This window comes from Candidatus Ancaeobacter aquaticus (assembly GCA_030765405.1).
Classification (GTDB): domain Bacteria; phylum Auribacterota; class Ancaeobacteria; order Ancaeobacterales; family Ancaeobacteraceae; genus Ancaeobacter; species Ancaeobacter aquaticus.
Window position 1 is genome coordinate 1 of the sequence record JAVCCP010000080.1, and the last position, 18,871, is coordinate 18,871.

The window sequence follows — 18,871 nt, forward strand, 5'->3', positions numbered from 1 at the left end:
CCGTTTTTGTTGTAAGTTCTTGTGGTTGACATGCTTATAGCATATCACAAACGGAGGGAATTGCAAGAAAACAATTTATATAAATTGTTTAAATATAAAGACTTATGCGTTTTGCATAAGGCATTGTACTAGTCGTAAAGGAGGTGATAACAACAATCGTCAAGATATGTGTAAGTATTTTTTTATAGTAATTCATATATACCCTCAATCTAATCAGTATTTTATACCATAAATATGGTTTTGTCAAGAGCTTGAGGGTAATTTTTTTAGTAGCACGTCAAGATGTCCGCTTTTTGTAGCGGTGTGTGGATAAAAAAATAGCACCCCTCAATATCAGGGTGCTATTTTCTAAGTCACGCTTAAGTAATAGTAACGAAGTTACGCTTTGCCGTTACAGCCAAGTACTTTCAGCTTTCTTTGAACAACTTTCTTAATAGCGTCACGTGCTGGCCCCAAGTATTTACGTGGATCAAATTCAGATGGGTTTTCAGCAAAACACTTTCTAATTGTTCCGGTCATAGCAAGACGCAAATCGGTGTCAATGTTTACCTTGCAGACACCCATCTTTGCTGCTTTAGAGATCATATCTTCAGGAACGCCTTGAGCACCAGGAATTTCTCCGCCATATTTGTTACATGCCGCGACAAGGTCTTGCGGGACGCTTGATGCACCGTGAAGAACAATAGGGTATCCAGGGAGTTTGTCTTGTATCTTCTGTAATCTTTCGAAATCAAGCTGTGCGGCGCCTTTAAACTTATATGCACCATGGCTTGTTCCAATAGCGATTGCCAGTGAGTCACAGCCAGATTTTTCAACAAACTCTTGTGCCTGATCAGGATCCGTGAAGATAGCATCTTTTTCTGATACAGATATATCGTCTTCTACACCAGCGAGTTTTCCGAGCTCTGCTTCAACAACAACGCCTTTATCGTGTGCATATTCAACGACTTTTTTGGTAAGAGCGATATTTTCTTCAAATGAATGTTTTGACCCGTCAATCATAACAGAGGAGAATCCTCCATCTACACATGATTTGCAGATTTCATAGTCTTCACCGTGATCAAGGTGGAGAACAAGGTCAATACCGCTAGATTCTATAGCTGCTTGTACAAGGTGAATAAGGTATTCATGCCGTGCATATTTGCGTGCACCCGCTGATACCTGTAAGATAAGCGGTGCTTTTTCCTCTGCGGCGGCTTCGACAATACCCTGAACGATTTCCATATTATTGACATTGAATGCGCCAACAGCGTATCCGCCATCATACGCTTTTTTGAAAATATCTTGTGTGGATATAAGCGCCATAAAAAAACTCCTTTTATTAAAAAATGTTAGAAATTAATAAAACAATGTACCAAAGAAAAATGACTATAAATAAATCATAGTAAAAATGCAATATAAAAATTAAAAATGATATTATTACCACGCAAAAACGACTGTAAAGCATTTTAAGACTGACTTTTACAGATATTTACGTATATTTTATGTGAAGCATTGAGGTAAGAATGAAATTTAAAACCCTGATAGTTTTTATACTCCTGTGGTGTACACTTGTGTACGACCCAATATGCCACTGGGTATGGGGTATTGGCGGCTGGATGGGGAAACTCGGTGTGCTCGATTTTGCCGGCGGTACCGTTGTTCATATCAGCTCTGGTATGGCAGCACTGGCGGCAGCAATAGTAGTTGGAAAACGAAGAGGTTGGGGAAAAGTTCCGATGCCGCCGCATAATATGACTCTTACCGTTATTATCCTTTAAGTACTTGATAAAATAATGGGTCTACGGGTAACTGAAGAGGAGGAAGAAGAAGGTTTGGATATATCACAACATGGTGAAGAAGGCTATTTATTTGACTAATTAAAATAGGTGCATCAAAAAGTAAAGGCGGTTCGCTGTAAAAACGAGTCGCCTTTTTCTTTATGTAATGTATTTACGGTAGCTCGTTTACATATTATGACATAATAGAGTTCGAATTTTGTTGAGATATTAGCAAAAATCGATTATCTTTATAGAAAAAAGAAGCAAATTTTTCCCATAAAGTGGAAAGAATATTTCACACAAATTGTCGTTCCTAATACCATGATGTTGTGTGTGTACGTGTAGCTAGTTTTAATACAATAATGGAGAACAGCAATGGATCTTATTCAAAAAATTAAGGAAGCCGAAGATCGTTCTGATATAATTATCCAGGAAGCCCATGATAATGCGAGAGATTGTTCTCAGCGCGCTAACTCGGAGGCAAAAAAGAGCATTCAATCCGCACGTAAAGTTGCTCAAGGTGATGCTGAGAAGATGGTAGCGGATACTGACCGCGAGATAACCCAAAACCGAAAAGAAATGGAAGAAGAAATAGCGAAAAAGAAGAACGAGATCAGAGAGAATTCTCTCGAGGGGATGGAAAAAGCCGCACGCTACGTAGCTAAGTCTATTGAGGAAAAATGGCAATAACGAAAATAAAGAAAATATCAATTTTTTCGCATAATGTGATACGAGATGCATTGCTAGAGATGGTTCAGCATCTTGGGACCATTGATATTATAGATATTCGTGACGTTGCATCAAAAATTGATCGTACAGATTATCTTAAGCGAAAAGAAGCGGTTAGTTTAAAGCTATCGAAAATAGATGAGGTTATAAAAATTCTCCACACATATGAACCTGATAAGGGAATACTTGAAAGTCTGGTGAGCGACAAGGTTGAATTAAGCGGTGAAGAATTTATGTCTATAGATGAAAAAGTTGATTTTGATACGATATATGAAAAATTTCTTCGACTGAAAAATCTTCTTAAAGACATTGAATTAGGAAAAGAGAAAATAGCGGATATCCGCATTAGATTTGCTCCCTGGAAAACACTTTCTTTTATTCCCTCTGCCAAAAAAGATTTAAAGTACACCCATATTAATTATGGAATGATCCATGAGAATGATTATCCTCGTCTTTCCCAAGAGCTTACTGCAAGTAATTATTGTACGTGTGTTGAAGAAGTTTCGAGAGATAAAGAGATGCATTATCTCATTGTTTCATTTCTGAAGAATGATAAAAAAACACTTAATGAAATACTTAATAAATGTAATTTCAATGAAGTGCAGCTTGAAACAAAGATGACGATTAAAGATGATCTTTTGGAACAGCAAGCGCAGTATCTGAACATCATAGCAGAGGAAGCAACGGTGCTCGCTGATATGGGAGATCTTCTGGTGTATAAGTCTCGACTTATGTGTTTGCATGATCATTATTTGAACATTAAGAACAGACTTGAATCGGAGGAAAACTTTGTTAATACCAAGAAAACATGTATGATTGAAGGGTGGATACGGCAAAGAGACATTGCGGTAACAAAAAAAAATCTTTCAACAACATTTAGTCAATGTGAAATGATTGTGCGCGATCCCGATCCAAAAGAGAAAATCCCTGTTGATTTAGAAAATAATCGAATCTTAAAACCGTTTGAATTTGTAACGGGTACCTATGGAGTTCCGAAATACGGAGAGGTTGATCCGACACCATTTCTTGCTCCTTTCTTTTTTGTTTTTTTTGGTTTTTGTATCACTGATATGGCATACGGTATTATTCTTACCCTCGTATGTTGGTGGGGATGGTCGAAAGTCCGTAAAAAGGGTATTCTGAAAAAATTTTTAATGCTGCTTGTGTTTTGTGGTATATCAACAACCGTGATAGGCTTTCTTGCCGGTGGATTTTTCGGGAATCTTATTGTGATTTTAGCCGAAAACTATCCGGCGCTGTTTGATCCCCTTGTAAAAGTGCAAAAACATTTTACTCTTCTTGATTTAAATGAGGATCCTATGACTCTTTTAGTAATTGCACTTTGTCTTGGAATGATACAGCTCGTTGTTGGCCACTTAATTGCTTTTTTTAATAATGTCAGAAAAAGAAAAATGCTTGATGGTATTATGGACCAACTATCAATACTGATTTTTATGGCAGGGTTTACAGGATGCATATTAATAGTGTTAGAAATACTGAATAAGAAACATTATTCTCTTTTCTCAACTATGCTTATAATTGGATGCCTATCGATAGTATTTACAGCAGGAAGATCTTTTTCTGGTATCGGTGCGAAATTATTTAATGGTTTCTTTATTCTTTACCAGATTGTATCGGGATTTATCAGTGATGTTTTGAGTTATTCCCGTTTATGGGCTCTTGGCATGGTAACCGGTGTTATGGCTATGACCTGTAACGTTATTGCATTTATGTTCGGATCAATGATTCCTTTAGTAGGATTTGTTTTTACCATCATTATTTTATTGGGGGGGCATGTTTTTACGCTTGCGATTAATGTGTTGAGTGCTTTGATTCATTCTGGAAGGTTGCAATATGTAGAATTCTTTCCGAAATTTTTTATTGGTGGAGGAAAACAGTTTAAGCCGTTTCAAGTTCAGAACAGGTACACGTTTATTACAAATAATAGCAAAAAATAGCGAGGGGGTAAAAAGATGGAATTTGGTCTTGTATTTGCGTTGGCTGGATCAGCATTAGTTATTGTGCTTGGTGGTATTGGCTCAAGTATTGGCGTGGGACTTGCCGGACAAGCAGCAGGAGGGGTTATTACTGAGGATCCGGATAAGTTCGGCAGCATGATTCCGCTTGTCGGGTTGCCCGGAACACAGGGTTTTTACGGTTTGTTGATAGGTTTTATGGTGATTATCAAATTAAAACTCTTAACAGACGCGATTATTATTCCTGATTTGTCTACAGGTCTCCAGATATTTGTTATCTGTGTTTCTGTTGGATTTGTAGAAATGATTTCATCGATACATCAGGGAAAAGTTGCTGTTGCATCCGTTGGATTAGTGGCAAAACGTCCTGAAGAGTTGGGAAAAGGACTGATCCTTCCAGCGTTTGTAGAGATATATGCAGTGCTTGGTCTTGTTGCAGCGTTTTTATTATTACTACAAGTGGTAAAGGTATAATTATGGCGTTAACAGATATCACTGAAAAGATCATCTCTGATGCGAATATAAAAGCACAAGAGATAACAAAAAATGCAGAAGCAGATGTAGCGAAGATTCAAGCAGATGCGCGTGGAGAATCCAGTGCCATACGTGATGAGATCTTGCAGAAAGCCGAACGTGAAATCCTAAAACATAAGAAAAGCGCGCGCATATCAAGCGATATTACTATGAGGAACGAGATTTTGAAGGAAAAACAGGCTGTTATTCAAGATGTGTTTGTTATGGCAAAAAAACTGCTCGTTGAACTTCCAAAAGATACATATTGCCAATTTATGAAAAATGTTCTTACTAAAGCGATCGTGACAGGAGATGAAGAAGTGCTTGTATCCTCTCATGAAAAGAAACGGCTCGATGGAGCATTTATTGCTTCACTCAATGATGCATTGTTTCCATCAGGTAAAAAAGGGGATTTAACAATAGGTGTTGATGAATCAATAGATTACGGGTGTATTTTAAGAGGTAAAGGTATACGAATAGATTGCACACTCGAAACACTCCTCATATTGATACGGACAGAGGCGCAAGAAAAACTTGTCGCCATTTTGTTTGGGGGTGAGAAATAATAATGAAAAAGCGTAATGGATTGAGAGAAAATCGCTATGTATAATACACTTGTTCTTGTCAAAAGTTCTTCCGGGAAAGATCCTCAGTATACAAGTGCTGTTGCACGGATACGTATATTTGAGACGCGCCTGGTTTCGCGTGCATCATATGAAAGAATGATAGAAGCGGATACATTTAACCAAGCGCTGAAGATCCTTTCAGAAAATTATGATTATCGCCATGATATTGAAAAGTGTCGTGAAGGCATGTGTTGTTCCCCAATCTTTACTCAACAGTTACGCCGTATGTATGAGCTTCTTTCTGTTTTGGTTCCAAATTCACTGATACCAAAAGCATTTATGCTCCGTTACGATATTATCAACATTAAAATATTACAAAATATGGCGCAAAAAACAAGTGTGCGAGATCCTGAATATGTTGAGCTCGGTTTTTACGGACTGCCGCTTTTGAAAGAATGCACACAAGAGGGTAATTATGACAAGTTGGATAAAAAAATGTCCGTATTTGCCCAGTCACTAGAAAAAATGAAAGGCGTAAGAGGAAAAGAAATCCAATGTGACACCTTTTTCTTTAGTTTGCTCGAGGAAGCATTTAAAAGCGAGAAGAGTCCGTTTCTTAATTTTATTTTTAGCACTATGATAGACACCTATAACATTAAGTCTCTCTTTCGTATCAATAATAAGTTTATTAGGGACGAATATCAATTTGAAGGCATATTCTTAAATGGCGGTATGTATGATAGAGATTATTATGTGCAGTTAATCGGTGAGAATGAAACTGAGGTTATTAAACGTTTTGCAAATACTGATTATGATGAGCTTGTTCAAAATTTGTTTGATCTCGAAAAAAAGGGAATCTTTTCGGGAAGTATAGACATGCTGTTTGATAATTTTCTCATGAATCTGTATAAGGAAGCAAAAACGTTTCACTTTGGCGTTGAACCGATTGTCGGTTATATTTTTGCCAAGGAAAATGAAGTAAAACACTTGAGAAGAATATTTACCGGAAAACAATTTAATTTAAAAAAGAATTTAAATATTATTGAACGTTCACTGGAGTCGGTATATGCCTAAGGTTGCGCTTATAGGAAATGATACGTTAGTGCCGGTATTTGGTTTATTTGGGATAGATACGTTTGGTGTTTCGCACACTGCTGATGCGAAAACCATTCTTCAGTCGGTAAAAAAAAATAAAGACTATACGCTTATTATGATTACGGAAACATATGCCTGTGATATCTATACCTATATTATGGAATGTAATCTATCAAGTGATACCTATGTTATGGTAATCCCTGATCATACGGGACACAATGCTGTTAGTAAAATGATTTTGAAAAATGCTGCTGAAAAAGCATTAGGTGCAGATTTGCTTTTTAAAGAATAGGGTTTCAAGTAAAGGAGAATATATGAAGGCAGGGAGAGTTATCAAGGTTTCCGGGCCACTCGTTCTCGCTGATCAAATGCAGGATGCGAGAATGTATGATGTTGTAAGAGTGAGTGATGAGAGGCTCATTGGAGAAATTATTGAACTTAAGGGTGATGTCGCATCGATACAGGTATACGAAGAAACAGGCGGACTCGGACCAGGAGAGCCTGTGTACCTCATCGGAGAGCCATTAAGCGTGGAGTTGGGGCCGGGACTTATAGAATCCATTTACGACGGTATTCAGCGACCACTTGACATTATAAAAGAAAAATCAGGTGATAGGATCATGCGTGGGGTTGATGTTCCTTCTCTTGACCGATCTCGAAAATGGCATTTTGAACCGTCGGTAAAAAAAGGTGATCGCATCATACCAGGCGATATAATCGGTATTGTAAAAGAGACGACAGTCGTAGATCATAAGATATTAGCTCCTCTTGACGCGGAGGGGACTGTTGAGGTAATTGCTGAAGGTGACTATACCGTTGACCAGATTGTGTGTACGGTAAAAACTGATACCGGAAATACCGAGATCAATATGATACAGCGCTGGCCGGTACGAAATCAAAGACCATATGCCCAAAAGCTAATGCCAACAGAACCGCTTCTTACCGGACAACGTGTTATTGATACATTTTTTCCGGTTGCTAAAGGTGGGACTGCATGTATTCCCGGTCCGTTTGGAGCAGGAAAAACTGTGGTACAGCACCAGATTGCAAAATGGGCCAATGCCGACGTTATAGTGTACATTGGGTGCGGTGAACGCGGAAATGAGATGACCGATGTACTGATGGAATTTCCGGAGATCAAGGACCCGAAAAGTGGTGAGCCACTGGTGAAGAGGACCGTATTAATAGCTAATACATCTGACATGCCTGTAGCGGCACGTGAAGCAAGTATATATACCGGTATTACTATTGCGGAATATTTTCGTGATATGGGTTACAGCGTTGCGGTCATGGCTGATTCAACATCACGATGGGCTGAAGCTTTGCGTGAAATTTCCGGACGATTAGAAGAAATGCCTGGTGAAGAAGGGTATCCTGCATATCTTGGTTTTCGCATCGCGGAATTTTATGAACGGGCGGGGAAAGTTGTATGCAGTGGAAAAGATGAACGTGTGGGGACATTAAGTGTGATTGGTGCAGTATCACCACCAGGAGGAGATTTATCTGATCCTGTTGTTCAGGCAACATTGCGTGTAGTTAAAGTATTCTGGGGGTTGGAAGATAAGCTTGCTTACAAACGGCATTTTCCAGCGATTAACTGGCTCATGAGCTATTCGCTCTATAATGATTATCTTGAAGACTATGTACGGAAAAATATTGCTGAAGACTTTGTTGATCTGAGAAAACAAGCTATGAGACTCTTGCAGGAAGAATCAGAATTAGAGGAGATTGCAAAACTTGTCGGTGTTGAATCGCTTTCATTTCAGGATAGATTGCTCTTGGAAGCGACACGATCAATACGTGAAGATTTTCTGCACCAGCATGCGTTCCATGAAATTGATACTCATAGCTCGATACAGAAACAATATAAAATCCTCCATTTAATATTGGCGTATTATACGCTCGCAAAAGCAGCGCTTGAAAAAGGATTGAGTTTTGCCGAAGTATCGCAGTTAAAAGTGAGAGAAGATATTGCTCGTGCAAAATATATTCCAGAAGCGGATATAAATAGAATTGATAATATATCGGTCGATTTAGAGCGAGAGATAGAATCGAAATTGGGAGGCGTTAATGCTTAAAGAATATTTAACAATATCAAGCATAGTTGGACCACTGGTATTTGTAAAAGATATTGAAGGCGTAAAATACGGTGAAATTGCTCAGATTGAAACACAAGACGGTAAGATCCGTATGGGAAAAGTTCTTGAGGTATCTACGGATATTGCGCTTGTACAGGTTTTTGAGGGAACCAGAGGGATAGATGTTTTTAATAGTAAGGTGCGCTTTCTTGGAAGGGGGATAGAACTTGATGTTTCCATGGATATGGTAGGGCGAGTTTTTGATGGTTTTGGACGGCCAAAGGACAATGGGCCGAACATCCTCCCGGAAAAGAGTCTTGATATCAATGGAAACCCGATCAATCCCTGTTCGCGAAATTATCCATCAGAATTTATTCAAACAGGACTATCTGCAATTGATGGATTAAATACTTTGGTAAGAGGACAGAAGTTGCCGATATTCTCCGGGACTGGTCTTCCGCACTCAAAGATTGCCGCGCAAATTGCCCGGCAGGCAAAGGTATTGGGTAAAGATGAAAATTTTGCAGTTGTTTTTGGCGCAATGGGTATAACATTTGAAGAGGCAGAATTCTTTATTGATGATTTTAAAGATACGGGGGCGATAGAAAGAGCAGTCCTTTTTATGAATCTTGCTAATGAGCCTGCAATTGAAAGAATTGCGACACCGCGCATGGCGCTTACCTGTGCGGAATATCTCGCATTTGAAAAAGGTATGCACGTATTAGTTATATTAACTGATATGACTATGTATTGTGAGGCGTTACGTGAAGTATCGGCTGCGCGAAAAGAGATACCGGGAAGACGCGGATATCCGGGGTATTTATACACAGATTTAGCCACTATATATGAACGTGCAGGAAGAATTAAGGATAATGCGGGTTCAATTACATTGATCCCTGTTTTAACCATGCCGGAAGATGATAAAACGCATCCTATTCCCGATTTAACCGGATATATTACTGAAGGACAGATAATCATTTCTCGGCAACTGCACAGGAAAGGAATTTATCCGCCGATAGATGTTTTACCCTCATTATCGCGATTAAAAGATAAAGGTATCGGGCAGGGAAAAACCCGTGAAGATCACTCAGATGTGTTGAACCAATTATTTGCCTGTTATGCACGGGGAGTTGAAGCAAAAGAGCTTGCGGTTATTTTGGGTGAGGCTGCATTAAGTGATATAGATAAGTTGTATTCGGCTTTTGCGACTAAGTTTGAAAACGAATTTGTTAAACAAAGTGAATATAACGACAGGAGCATTGAAGATACGCTTAATATTGGGTGGACATTATTGAGTATGATGCCTCAACAGGAATTAAAGAGAATTCGTCCTGAGTATATTGCCAAATATTATAAAAAGGGTTAAGTGAGGTAGAGGTAACATGAGATTAGCTGTTAATCCAACTCGTATGGAGCTTATGAAGCTGAAAAAGCGGCATGTCCTTGCCCTGAGAGGCCATAAGCTTTTAAGGGATAAACAAGAAGAGCTTATGAGAAGGTTTATGCTGCTTGTGAATAATCTCGAAGAATCTCGTAAAGAAGTCGAAAAAGAACTTGTCAAATCATTTCAGCTTGCGGCGCAAATCGGGATGTCTTTGCCTGAGAGTACCTATAAAAATTTTGATTATTTCCAAAACAAACGATTAGAACTTACCAATACAAAAAAAAGAATTATGAATCTTACTCCGCCGCATTATGAGATCACAACGTTACCTGACCCCTACATCTATAGTTTGGTAAACACGTCTTTTGAGGTGGGGAATTTTGCGCGTGTGTTTAAGAATGTTTTGCCAAAATTAATTGCACTTGCAGAGCTTGAAGCTTCCTTTGTCATTATTTCAGATGAACTTGAGAAGACACGCCGGCGGGTTAATGCGCTTGAATATGTGCTCATACCGAGTATCGAAGAAACAATAAAATATATTGAAATGAAATTATCTGAACTTGAACGATCAACATTAGTGCGACTAATGAGAGTAAAAGAGCTTCTACAACAACAGTGATGCTTAAGTAAATAAAGTATGAAGGAGTAGATTATGTCTGACAAAGTTTTTTTGTTCCCTGGGCAGGGATCACAATCAGTGGGTATGGGGCGTGATCTGTATGATGCATTCGGATCAGTAAAAAAGGTGTTTGATGATGCCCAAAACATACTCGGTTTTGATATAAAGAAATATTGTTTTGAAGGGCCGCTCGAAGATCTCACAAAAACAGATATTGTTCAACCCGCAATTACGCTATTAAATATCGCGCTTTTCACGCTCCTTAAGGAGCATGGTGTTTCACCCAGTGTTGTGTGCGGGCACAGCCTAGGAGAATATTCTGCAGTTTTTGCAGCCGGGGTGCTTGATCTTAGCACTGTTCTTAAACTTGTACAAAAGCGCGGGAAGTATATGCAGAAAGCCGCAGATAAGAATCCTGGAAGTATGATAGCGGTTGTTGGGTTGCCGCGCGAGAAAGTTGAAGAACTTGTGGCAGACGGCCTAAGCAGCGGCGCGGTAGGAATCGCTAATTTTAATACACAGGAACAACTCATTGTATCCGGTGTATCTGAAGCAGTCAGTTACGTGTCAGAGCAGGTCGAGAAGCTCGAGGGTGTCCGTGTCATCCCTCTTAATGTCAGCGGTCCTTGGCATAGTTCTCTTATGCAGGAAGCCCGACAGAGGATGGTAGAAGAGCTGGATCTCTGCGAGTTTTCCAATCCAACCGTGCCGATTATCTGCAATGTTACCGCTGAGTATGCAACGGATGGGGAGATGGTAAAAAGAAACCTTATCGAACAAATCACGGGCTCTGTCAGATGGTATGAGACCGTAAAACGGCTTGAAAAAGATTATCAAGGCGCGCAGTATCTTGAAGTTGGTCCGGGAAGAGTACTCAAAGGATTGGTCAGAAGTATCAATCGTTCTTTGGATGTGACAAATGTGGGAAATGTTATGACATTGAAATCTTTTGAGCACTAAGCTATTGATATAATAAATAGTATTAACATTTTAGATGTTAAGAAATTTTGATTTTATATGGATAAGTTTTCATTACAAAGTAATCGGGTGATTTAAAATAATAAGGACGCATTCCGGCCTGCATTTTTTGGCGATTTGCAGGATCACCTAAAAATGCTTAAATCGGTCAAAATGCTCCGGGTACTGTGTTGTTTGAGGGAAACTTATTTTTTAAATTGAACTTTTAACATCTATAATTCTTATCTGAGGTGCGGGAGAGTGTTTTTTGTTGACAAGTATCTTTTAATGGGTGACATCTTAATATCCTTAGCCAAAAATAGATCCGGGCTTTTTTATAGAGAGAAACATGGACAATAGTATACTATTATTTGTTATACCCTTAGCTTTTATTTGTGAATTTATTGATTCAAGTTTGGGCATGGGATATGGAACAAGTCTTACACCCATTCTCTTGCTCATGGGGTTTGAACCATTGCAGGTTGTTCCTGCAGTACTCTTTTCTGAATTTATCTCAGGTGGTACTGCCGCATTTCTGCATCATAAAGTACAAAATGTGAATTTTCATCCTTCTTCAAAAGATACCCACGTAGCACTGATCCTTTCGATTTTTGCCGTTATAGGCACTGTTATAGCTGTACTCTTAGCCGTAAAACTCCCTGGCCAAATACTCAAGATATTAATCGGCATTATTGTTTTATCTATGGGCATTTTCATATTAGTTACATTCAATCACCCACCACGGTTCACATGGAGAAAAATTACAATAATTGGAACAATTGCCTCTTTTAATAAAGGAATGAGTGGAGGAGGTTATGGCCCGCTGGTTATGGGAGGTCAGATCCTTTCTGGGATCGGAGTAAAAAACGCTATAGGTATTACTTCGCTTTCTGAGAGCGTAACCTGTCTGGTTGGTATTATCCTGTATTTTTTCCTAATACCGTATATAGACTGGACTTTAACACTCTGTCTTACGATAGGATCCATAATTTCTGTTCCACTGGCCGTTCATACCGTAAAAAAACTCACAGAAAGAAAGGTAAAAGTTGCAATAGCAATTGTAATGATTATTCTTGGTTGTCTTACATTAGGTAAGATGCTTATTTCTTTATAATTCACAACTCTCTGATCATAACTTTAGAAAACACGTGAGTTGGGAGATTTTTTTGTCTATATCCCTTTTCTATCCGCCATTTTGGGCAGTCTCACTACCTTGACAAAGCGATTTTTATGGGGTATCCTAAACTTGGTGCTGAACTGTTAATAACGAGCATATTAGGTATGTTTGCGCAGACGTTACCGATTCTGATGGCAGGCACGTTTGGAGGTGTCGGTATTGCGACTATCTATAGGGTGCTCTACCATTTTAATATGGGTGCGCGGAGTGATATATATAATGTCGCTAACGATACGAGAGCGTTTTTTGCACGAAGAAGAAAAGCGATCGGAGAATTTATAAAAAGTATCATTACTGTAAGAGGGAAACCGCTAATGAAGAGCATCGATGATTTTCATGGGAAATCAACGACTATTGCGTATTTTGATAAATCACCGAAGCTTGTCGGAGATCACATGCAAAACGAGCTTATTGGAGTGAATGCGGCTTTTTCAGAAATAAAAGATGATGCCATAAGAAAGATTATTTTGCGCAGCGCTTTAGCGCATGATCTCCTGCACGAAGCGGGAGTCGATGATGAAGAAATATTAACGCAGGGCGATGTTGTCTATACCTTAGCGCTTCTTGAAGAAGAGTCACGAAAGTCTCCGGATATCTACCAGCGGTACATATCCGAACTTTCCCATATTGCAGATATGGGTTCTGCATTTCCACGTGCGTTTATGAAGGCTTTAACCGATAGTGTCTTTGCTGATAAAGCGACCAAGCCGGAGCTTGGAAATATTGAGGCAATCGTGCAGCAGGAAAGTATTTTCAATGCGTCACAGTAGAGTTGAGGTTGTATATGCTAAAGAAAACACGATTTATAAGTAGTGCGTTCCTCACTACAGCAATTCTCGTAGCCCTTTGTTCGTTTTCTTTTAGCGCTCAAACGGATGTATTGGCTCCTCAGACGGTCTTTAAACAAGAAGAGACAAGACCACTACTCGTTATTGCTCACGACGAAGACGATCTTGCCGCACGTACCGCACGCATCATAGCCGATAATATAAAAGAGAAACCAAACACTGTTTTAGGTCTTGCGACCGGAAGCACCCCCATTAAAACCTACAAGGAACTCATAAAGATAATTAAAGCCGAAGACATTGACCTTTCAAAAGTGGTGACGTTTAACCTTGATGAATACTGCGGGCTTGCAAAAGAACACGATCAAAGTTATCACTATTTTATGTATGACAATTTATTTAATGACCTGTTATATAACCGAAAAACAAACAGAAAAGGTATCAGAAAAAAGAATATCCATATTTTAAACGGTATGGCGCGTAACAAGAAAAAAGAATGTCGCATGTACGAACAGATGATACATGATGCGGGAGGAATAGATATACAGATTTTGGGTATTGGCGGGAACGGCCATATTGGTTTTAATGAACCGCCCTCGCGTATTGATTCTCGAACGCGTGAAGTGTCTCTTGACGAGAGTACCATTAAAGCAAATGCACGATTCTTTGATAATGATATGACCAAAGTCCCAAAAACAGCGCTTTCAACGGGTATTGGGACAATTCTTGACGCAAAGAAAATAATTCTTCTTGCAACAACTGAGAGTAAAAGCAATGCCATAAGAGATTCATTTGAAAAACTTCCTAATGAAAATGTTCCCGCGTCATTTTTGCAAAAACATCCTGACGTTATTTTTATGATTACTCCTGAAGCGGGGAGAAAGCTTACAGGGTATTATGTTAAAGAAAGTGGCTTGCCTCATGATTCTTTTGTTGGGCTCAATATTAATGCAGGTGATTTCGCTGCCAATAACCGCCACATTGTCCGGTTCTTTAACGATGTGTTGGGCGTGCAGATCAGTTCATGGGTGGAGATCTTAGATCTTTCTGAAAAACATCCCGAGTATATTGGGCATATAGCAATGCTTATTGCGCGCAATAAATACAAGGATGTGTTCCATAACTTCTCAGTAGCTGAATATGATACATATATCGCAATGGATGACGAAGTAGATAAGGGTATGCAATCACCTGAGACGATATATGAGGAGAAACCGCGTGAGTTGACGTATAGCGATTTCAAAGAATATGTGACCGGTAAAAAATTCTCTGAAAGTGATTTTATATCGTTAGGAAAAACATATGAGTTTGACGTGCTTAGCCGAGAAGAAATAGACTATGTTATTAAGATTCCACGGGGTATAGTTTCTGAATATAACTTTGGTAAACAGAAAATGGCCCCGTATGAAGGGATCAATCCTGGTTATCTGTTGGCAAAGGAACGGTTAGGTGATCTTGTTGCTGACTTTTCTATTGTTGAAGAAGAATTGCCCATTACTATTGATTTTAGGGTATACAGGGCGAAGAACACTATCATACAGCGGCGTATGCCATCACTGGAGAAAAAGGTGCGAGAATTGTTTGAAAACGGTGACAAAAAAGAAATTATTGAATTACTCCGTCAGAAGATACATGTTGATAATGAGATATTGAAACGCGGTTTGTATCTGCATGATAATTACTTAAAACAGTATGGCGTGACACTGGAAGGGAAAGTCGTGCTTCTTGATGCCGGGCAACTCATTGAAGACCCGGCACAAAAGCTTAATCTGAGAGCGTTTAATTTTGGTGAAGGGGCGTTTAACCCGCTCAAACAGCGATTCAATAGAAGAGGACACGCGCATTATTTTTTGCTGTATTGGATAAAGGATCTCGCGTACGAATTTGACAAAGGCCAAATGGGTGATGACATAACTCAATTTTATATGAAGGAGAGTGGGCTTCCCTTTAAACATGTGATAGATTTTGATATTAGTTTTTGGTCATTTCTTGAAGATTATGAGGATAGGATAGCGGCGTTCTTTAATAAATACATTTTTGAACCGCAGGATGCTATATCGAGCGCAAAAGAGATATATACTCGTTACCGCCAAACACATCCGCAATATTTTAATTATATGGTTAATTTTGTCATATCAAACAAGTACAAGGAAGAATTTTTTGATATTGCGCAAGCTGAATATCAACTACATCATCCTAAAGATATTGCTGATGTTGCAGCTCCTGTGAAAGTAAAAGACATATTTTCCGGTGTGCCGTCTGTATTTCTTCCTGCTACATTTGTCTTTGATCTTGTTAATGAACTGATCTCTGGCAGAAGTACGTATGACCGCGATTTGAGAGAAGATCCCTATCAGGTGAGACAACGCCAAGAACCAGGAACCTACCAATAAATCGGGACACTCCTTTTAAGCTACTAGGTTGCAGCTAGTTATAGCGTAATTACCCCTATCTTGCACTGCGAAAGAATCCTTTTTGGTCATCAGAGCGGTGTAATATTGCGCAAACCGAAAAACGTGTCTCGAAGACCGCATAATTATTATTGACACGCCCCACATCATGTCTTAGTATGTGTCACTCGTTCTTTAAAATTGTGAATGTGAATAAAAAGTAGAACCTTATTGTTTAGGGAATCCGGTGAGAGTCCGGAGCAGTGCCGCTGCTGTAAGCGGGGTAGAAAGGATCAATGATCCGCCACTTTTCGTGTTATGCGAAGGGGAAGGTAGAAAGTTTTACCCGCGAGCCAGAAGACCTGTCAATAAGGGTGTGCGTAACTCTTCGTGCAGCAAAGAGTGATACGCGGGTACAATGTTATCAAGCCCGGTTTCTCTTAAAGAGGAGCCGGGTTTTTTTTGGTTATTGCCATCGCTGCAGTAAGGACCAAAAGAAGGAGAATGGAGTAATGGAGAAGTGTTGGTTTAGAATCAGGATGTTATGTATTAGCCTTGTTGTAATATTTTGTGTTTGTTTTTCAGTGTATGCTGAGGAAGTATATCTTGAAGAAGTAGTAGATAGTAAAATAATTGATAGTGTGTCTGAAAAAGATACAACTATTGATAATAATAATGCTGAATCAGAAAAAAATAAAGAGACCGTAACGGTCCTTTCACCGGTTATTGTTACCGCGACGCGTGTTGAGCAATCGCTTGCCGATGTTCCACAACGCAGTACGGTTATTTCGACCAAGGACTGTGAAACACCACTGGTAAAAAGTGTCGAAGATGTCCTGAGACAATCATCCGATGTGCGTGTTAGCAACTTTGGAGGTGTGGGGTCACCCACGTCAATATCAATACGCGGCACGAATTCTAACCAATCTCTCTACATGATTGACGGCCGACCCATTAACAGTGTTAATAATGGCGGTTTTGATTTTTCCAAATTACCGGTTGAAAGTGTTGATCAGATAGAAATTATTCGTGGACCCGGCAGTTCTCTGTACGGATCAAATGCGTTAGGCGGTGTTATTAACATCATTTCAAAAAAGCCGATTTCAGATAAACCGACGGTACGTACAAAGACAAGTTATGGCGGATACAATACCGTTTATCAAAGCGGTGAACACGGTTGGAATTTAGGCAAGTACGGGTATTATGTTTCCGGTAACTATATCGCTACAGACGGATATCGTACAAACGGTGATTACCGCGGATATAATGTTTCAGCGAGCGCTTTTTTTGAACCGTTTGACACCTTTAAAATGGATTACTCGTTTATTTATCATCAGGACAATATTGGTGTGCCGGGACCTCGCCCACAAGAAGGTGTTCCTGCACAGTACGGGACAAGCGAGATAACATCTTATGTTGATCGGAATAAAAGCAGGGACTTTTTTAGTGCGCTTAAAGTAACCGCTGATCCACACGAGAAGGTACGTGTCACAAGTAGGTTTTATTATGATTTTTCAAAGTTGCGGTCAAATCAGCGTTTTGCCGGTCTTGATCCTACTACATTTGTTGGAATAACAGTAGATAATGACAATACCTTTGACACCTACGCTATTGGCACTGACTTTCAGGTAGATTTGGAACTGTTTGAGGGGAACACCTTTTCAACAGGAGTAGATATCAGGCGTGAATCATTGCGTGCATGGACAAAACAATATAATCTCGGAACAGGAGATATTCTGACTGAGAGTTATTGGAAACCACATGTCTTAAAACGCGGTGTGTGGCTGCAAGATCAATGGCAGATCGGAGAAAAACTCTGGGTGCAGGCTGCTATTCGTTATGATTGGCATACCTATTTTCACAGTAAATGGAATCCGTCTGCGGGACTGGTCTATCACATAACACCTACCACCCAATTTAAGTTTAGCGGTGGGCAATCATTCCGTGCTCCGACATTCAATGATTTGTTTTGGCCTGTTGGCGGTAATCGGGACTTACAGCCGGAAAAGGGCTATAGCGGTGAGTGGGGAATTGATCAGCAGTTATGCGACAAAAAAGTAAATGTGCATGCAGGTATTGTTGCATGGTATATACGGGACAAGATACAGTGGTTTCCTGATACAAGAACAGGTAACTGGACACCGCAGAATATGAATGGCCAGCGTCTTGTAGGGTTAGAGTTAGCAATGACGTGGAAACCAATTGAAAAATTAAAACTGTACTGTGGGTATAACTGGTATCGGTCACGACAGGTCAATTCTGAAATCACGTTCAGTAACGGTCTTATTACCCGTACAGAAAATGTGTGGAGAAGAGCAGCGTTTATTCCCAAGCATCAGATACATTTTGGTGCGAGTTACGTATTTCCCTGGAAAATGAAGGTTGATTGTGTGGGTAATTTTAGAGGTGACAGGGTAAATTATTATTCTGATTGGAGTAATTGGCCGAATGTCGGAATGCTCACAAAAAAGTTAGGAAAGATCTTTACCGTAGATCTGACAGTAAGTCAGGAACTGCTTGAGCATGCAGATGTATATTTCTTGATGAAAAACCTCTTCAACGATGAGGGGAGCGAATCGTTTGGTACCGCGTTTCTAGACAGAAACTATCCTATCATGCCGTTTTATGTTGAGGCTGGTGTTAAGGTGGAGTTTTAGTGAGGCTGTAAAAGTCACCTGCTAAAAGACAGGTGAATTTTACATAGCCGAACTATCCCCCCTGTATTATGATTTCTCTGGGTGAAACCAGAGAAAATCTAGGGGGGATGAGCGTAATTAATGAGAGCAAAGAAATCTCTAAGAGATTTCTAGGTTGAAAACAAGAGCCGTGAACCCCTGTATTA

16 protein-coding genes and 1 riboswitch are annotated in these 18,871 nt (G+C 39.5%); of the genes, 15 read left to right on the forward strand and 1 reads right to left on the reverse strand.

What is annotated here, in order from left to right; genetic code table 11:
• Positions 1 to 378: 378 nt before the first annotated feature.
• A complete protein-coding gene (fba, locus tag P9M13_10810; protein ID MDP8263775.1) occupies positions 379 to 1,305 on the reverse strand; it encodes a class II fructose-1,6-bisphosphate aldolase in 927 nt (308 codons plus the stop codon).
• Positions 1,306 to 1,505: 200 nt separating this feature from the next.
• Between fba and P9M13_10815 the strand changes: the two genes are divergently transcribed.
• From P9M13_10815 to P9M13_10885, 15 genes are all read left to right on the forward strand, one after another.
• Complete coding sequence (locus P9M13_10815; GenBank protein MDP8263776.1) at positions 1,506 to 1,760, forward strand: hypothetical protein; 255 nt, start codon at positions 1,506 to 1,508, stop codon at positions 1,758 to 1,760.
• A 375-nt stretch (positions 1,761 to 2,135) separates the two neighbouring features.
• Positions 2,136 to 2,450, forward strand: coding sequence for a hypothetical protein (locus P9M13_10820; protein MDP8263777.1), 315 nt, complete (start codon positions 2,136 to 2,138; stop codon positions 2,448 to 2,450).
• Positions 2,441 to 4,447, forward strand: a complete 2,007-nt coding sequence (locus P9M13_10825; protein MDP8263778.1) for a V-type ATP synthase subunit I — start codon at positions 2,441 to 2,443, stop codon at positions 4,445 to 4,447. The genes P9M13_10820 and P9M13_10825 overlap by 10 nt, the downstream gene beginning before the upstream one ends.
• 15 nt (positions 4,448 to 4,462) lie before the next feature.
• Positions 4,463 to 4,939, forward strand: a complete 477-nt coding sequence (locus tag P9M13_10830; protein ID MDP8263779.1) for a V-type ATP synthase subunit K — start codon at positions 4,463 to 4,465, stop codon at positions 4,937 to 4,939.
• Positions 4,940 to 4,941: 2 nt separating this feature from the next.
• A complete protein-coding gene (locus P9M13_10835; GenBank protein MDP8263780.1) occupies positions 4,942 to 5,544 on the forward strand; it encodes a V-type ATP synthase subunit E family protein in 603 nt (200 codons plus the stop codon).
• A gap of 36 nt (positions 5,545 to 5,580) precedes the next feature.
• A complete protein-coding gene (locus P9M13_10840; protein ID MDP8263781.1) occupies positions 5,581 to 6,618 on the forward strand; it encodes a V-type ATPase subunit in 1,038 nt (345 codons plus the stop codon).
• Positions 6,611 to 6,931, forward strand: a complete 321-nt coding sequence (locus P9M13_10845) for a V-type ATP synthase subunit F (GenBank protein MDP8263782.1) — start codon at positions 6,611 to 6,613, stop codon at positions 6,929 to 6,931. The genes P9M13_10840 and P9M13_10845 overlap by 8 nt, the downstream gene beginning before the upstream one ends.
• Before the next feature lie 22 nt (positions 6,932 to 6,953).
• Positions 6,954 to 8,717, forward strand: coding sequence for a V-type ATP synthase subunit A (locus P9M13_10850; protein MDP8263783.1), 1,764 nt, complete (start codon positions 6,954 to 6,956; stop codon positions 8,715 to 8,717).
• A complete protein-coding gene (locus tag P9M13_10855) occupies positions 8,710 to 10,083 on the forward strand; it encodes a V-type ATP synthase subunit B (GenBank protein MDP8263784.1) in 1,374 nt (457 codons plus the stop codon). Before P9M13_10850 ends, P9M13_10855 begins: the two co-directional genes overlap by 8 nt.
• 16 nt (positions 10,084 to 10,099) lie before the next feature.
• On the forward strand, positions 10,100 to 10,720 hold the full coding sequence (locus tag P9M13_10860; protein ID MDP8263785.1) for a V-type ATP synthase subunit D: 621 nt from the start codon (positions 10,100 to 10,102) through the stop codon (positions 10,718 to 10,720).
• A 33-nt stretch (positions 10,721 to 10,753) separates the two neighbouring features.
• Positions 10,754 to 11,680, forward strand: a complete 927-nt coding sequence (gene fabD / locus P9M13_10865) for an ACP S-malonyltransferase (protein MDP8263786.1) — start codon at positions 10,754 to 10,756, stop codon at positions 11,678 to 11,680.
• 346 nt (positions 11,681 to 12,026) lie between these two features.
• On the forward strand, positions 12,027 to 12,791 hold the full coding sequence (locus tag P9M13_10870) for a sulfite exporter TauE/SafE family protein (GenBank protein MDP8263787.1): 765 nt from the start codon (positions 12,027 to 12,029) through the stop codon (positions 12,789 to 12,791).
• 116 nt (positions 12,792 to 12,907) lie between these two features.
• Positions 12,908 to 13,624 carry a hypothetical protein gene (locus P9M13_10875; GenBank protein ID MDP8263788.1) on the forward strand — a complete coding sequence of 239 codons (717 nt, stop codon included), beginning with the start codon at positions 12,908 to 12,910 and terminating at the stop codon, positions 13,622 to 13,624.
• Between the two features lie 14 nt (positions 13,625 to 13,638).
• The gene (gene nagB, locus P9M13_10880; protein MDP8263789.1) at positions 13,639 to 16,032 is read left to right on the forward strand and encodes a glucosamine-6-phosphate deaminase; all 2,394 of its coding nucleotides are present in this window, start codon (positions 13,639 to 13,641) and stop codon (positions 16,030 to 16,032) included.
• Positions 16,033 to 16,223: 191 nt separating this feature from the next.
• Positions 16,224 to 16,414: riboswitch (cobalamin riboswitch) on the forward strand.
• Between the two features lie 127 nt (positions 16,415 to 16,541).
• The gene (locus tag P9M13_10885) at positions 16,542 to 18,686 is read left to right on the forward strand and encodes a TonB-dependent receptor (protein MDP8263790.1); all 2,145 of its coding nucleotides are present in this window, start codon (positions 16,542 to 16,544) and stop codon (positions 18,684 to 18,686) included.
• Positions 18,687 to 18,871 lie beyond the last annotated feature (185 nt).

Excerpts from the sequence above, each read along its gene's own strand:
- fba (MDP8263775.1), bottom strand. The coding sequence starts at position 1,305 with ATGGCGCTTATATCCACACAAGATATTTTCAAAAAAGCGTATGATGGC.
- P9M13_10815 (MDP8263776.1), top strand. The coding sequence starts at position 1,506 with ATGAAATTTAAAACCCTGATAGTTTTTATACTCCTGTGGTGTACACTT.
- P9M13_10820 (MDP8263777.1), top strand. The coding sequence starts at position 2,136 with ATGGATCTTATTCAAAAAATTAAGGAAGCCGAAGATCGTTCTGATATA.
- P9M13_10825 (MDP8263778.1), top strand. The coding sequence starts at position 2,441 with ATGGCAATAACGAAAATAAAGAAAATATCAATTTTTTCGCATAATGTG.
- P9M13_10830 (MDP8263779.1), top strand. The coding sequence starts at position 4,463 with ATGGAATTTGGTCTTGTATTTGCGTTGGCTGGATCAGCATTAGTTATT.
- P9M13_10835 (MDP8263780.1), top strand. The coding sequence starts at position 4,942 with ATGGCGTTAACAGATATCACTGAAAAGATCATCTCTGATGCGAATATA.
- P9M13_10840 (MDP8263781.1), top strand. The coding sequence starts at position 5,581 with ATGTATAATACACTTGTTCTTGTCAAAAGTTCTTCCGGGAAAGATCCT.
- P9M13_10845 (MDP8263782.1), top strand. The coding sequence starts at position 6,611 with ATGCCTAAGGTTGCGCTTATAGGAAATGATACGTTAGTGCCGGTATTT.
- P9M13_10850 (MDP8263783.1), top strand. The coding sequence starts at position 6,954 with ATGAAGGCAGGGAGAGTTATCAAGGTTTCCGGGCCACTCGTTCTCGCT.
- P9M13_10855 (MDP8263784.1), top strand. The coding sequence starts at position 8,710 with ATGCTTAAAGAATATTTAACAATATCAAGCATAGTTGGACCACTGGTA.
- P9M13_10860 (MDP8263785.1), top strand. The coding sequence starts at position 10,100 with ATGAGATTAGCTGTTAATCCAACTCGTATGGAGCTTATGAAGCTGAAA.
- fabD (MDP8263786.1), top strand. The coding sequence starts at position 10,754 with ATGTCTGACAAAGTTTTTTTGTTCCCTGGGCAGGGATCACAATCAGTG.
- P9M13_10870 (MDP8263787.1), top strand. The coding sequence starts at position 12,027 with ATGGACAATAGTATACTATTATTTGTTATACCCTTAGCTTTTATTTGT.
- P9M13_10875 (MDP8263788.1), top strand. The coding sequence starts at position 12,908 with ATGGGGTATCCTAAACTTGGTGCTGAACTGTTAATAACGAGCATATTA.
- nagB (MDP8263789.1), top strand. The coding sequence starts at position 13,639 with ATGCTAAAGAAAACACGATTTATAAGTAGTGCGTTCCTCACTACAGCA.
- P9M13_10885 (MDP8263790.1), top strand. The coding sequence starts at position 16,542 with ATGGAGAAGTGTTGGTTTAGAATCAGGATGTTATGTATTAGCCTTGTT.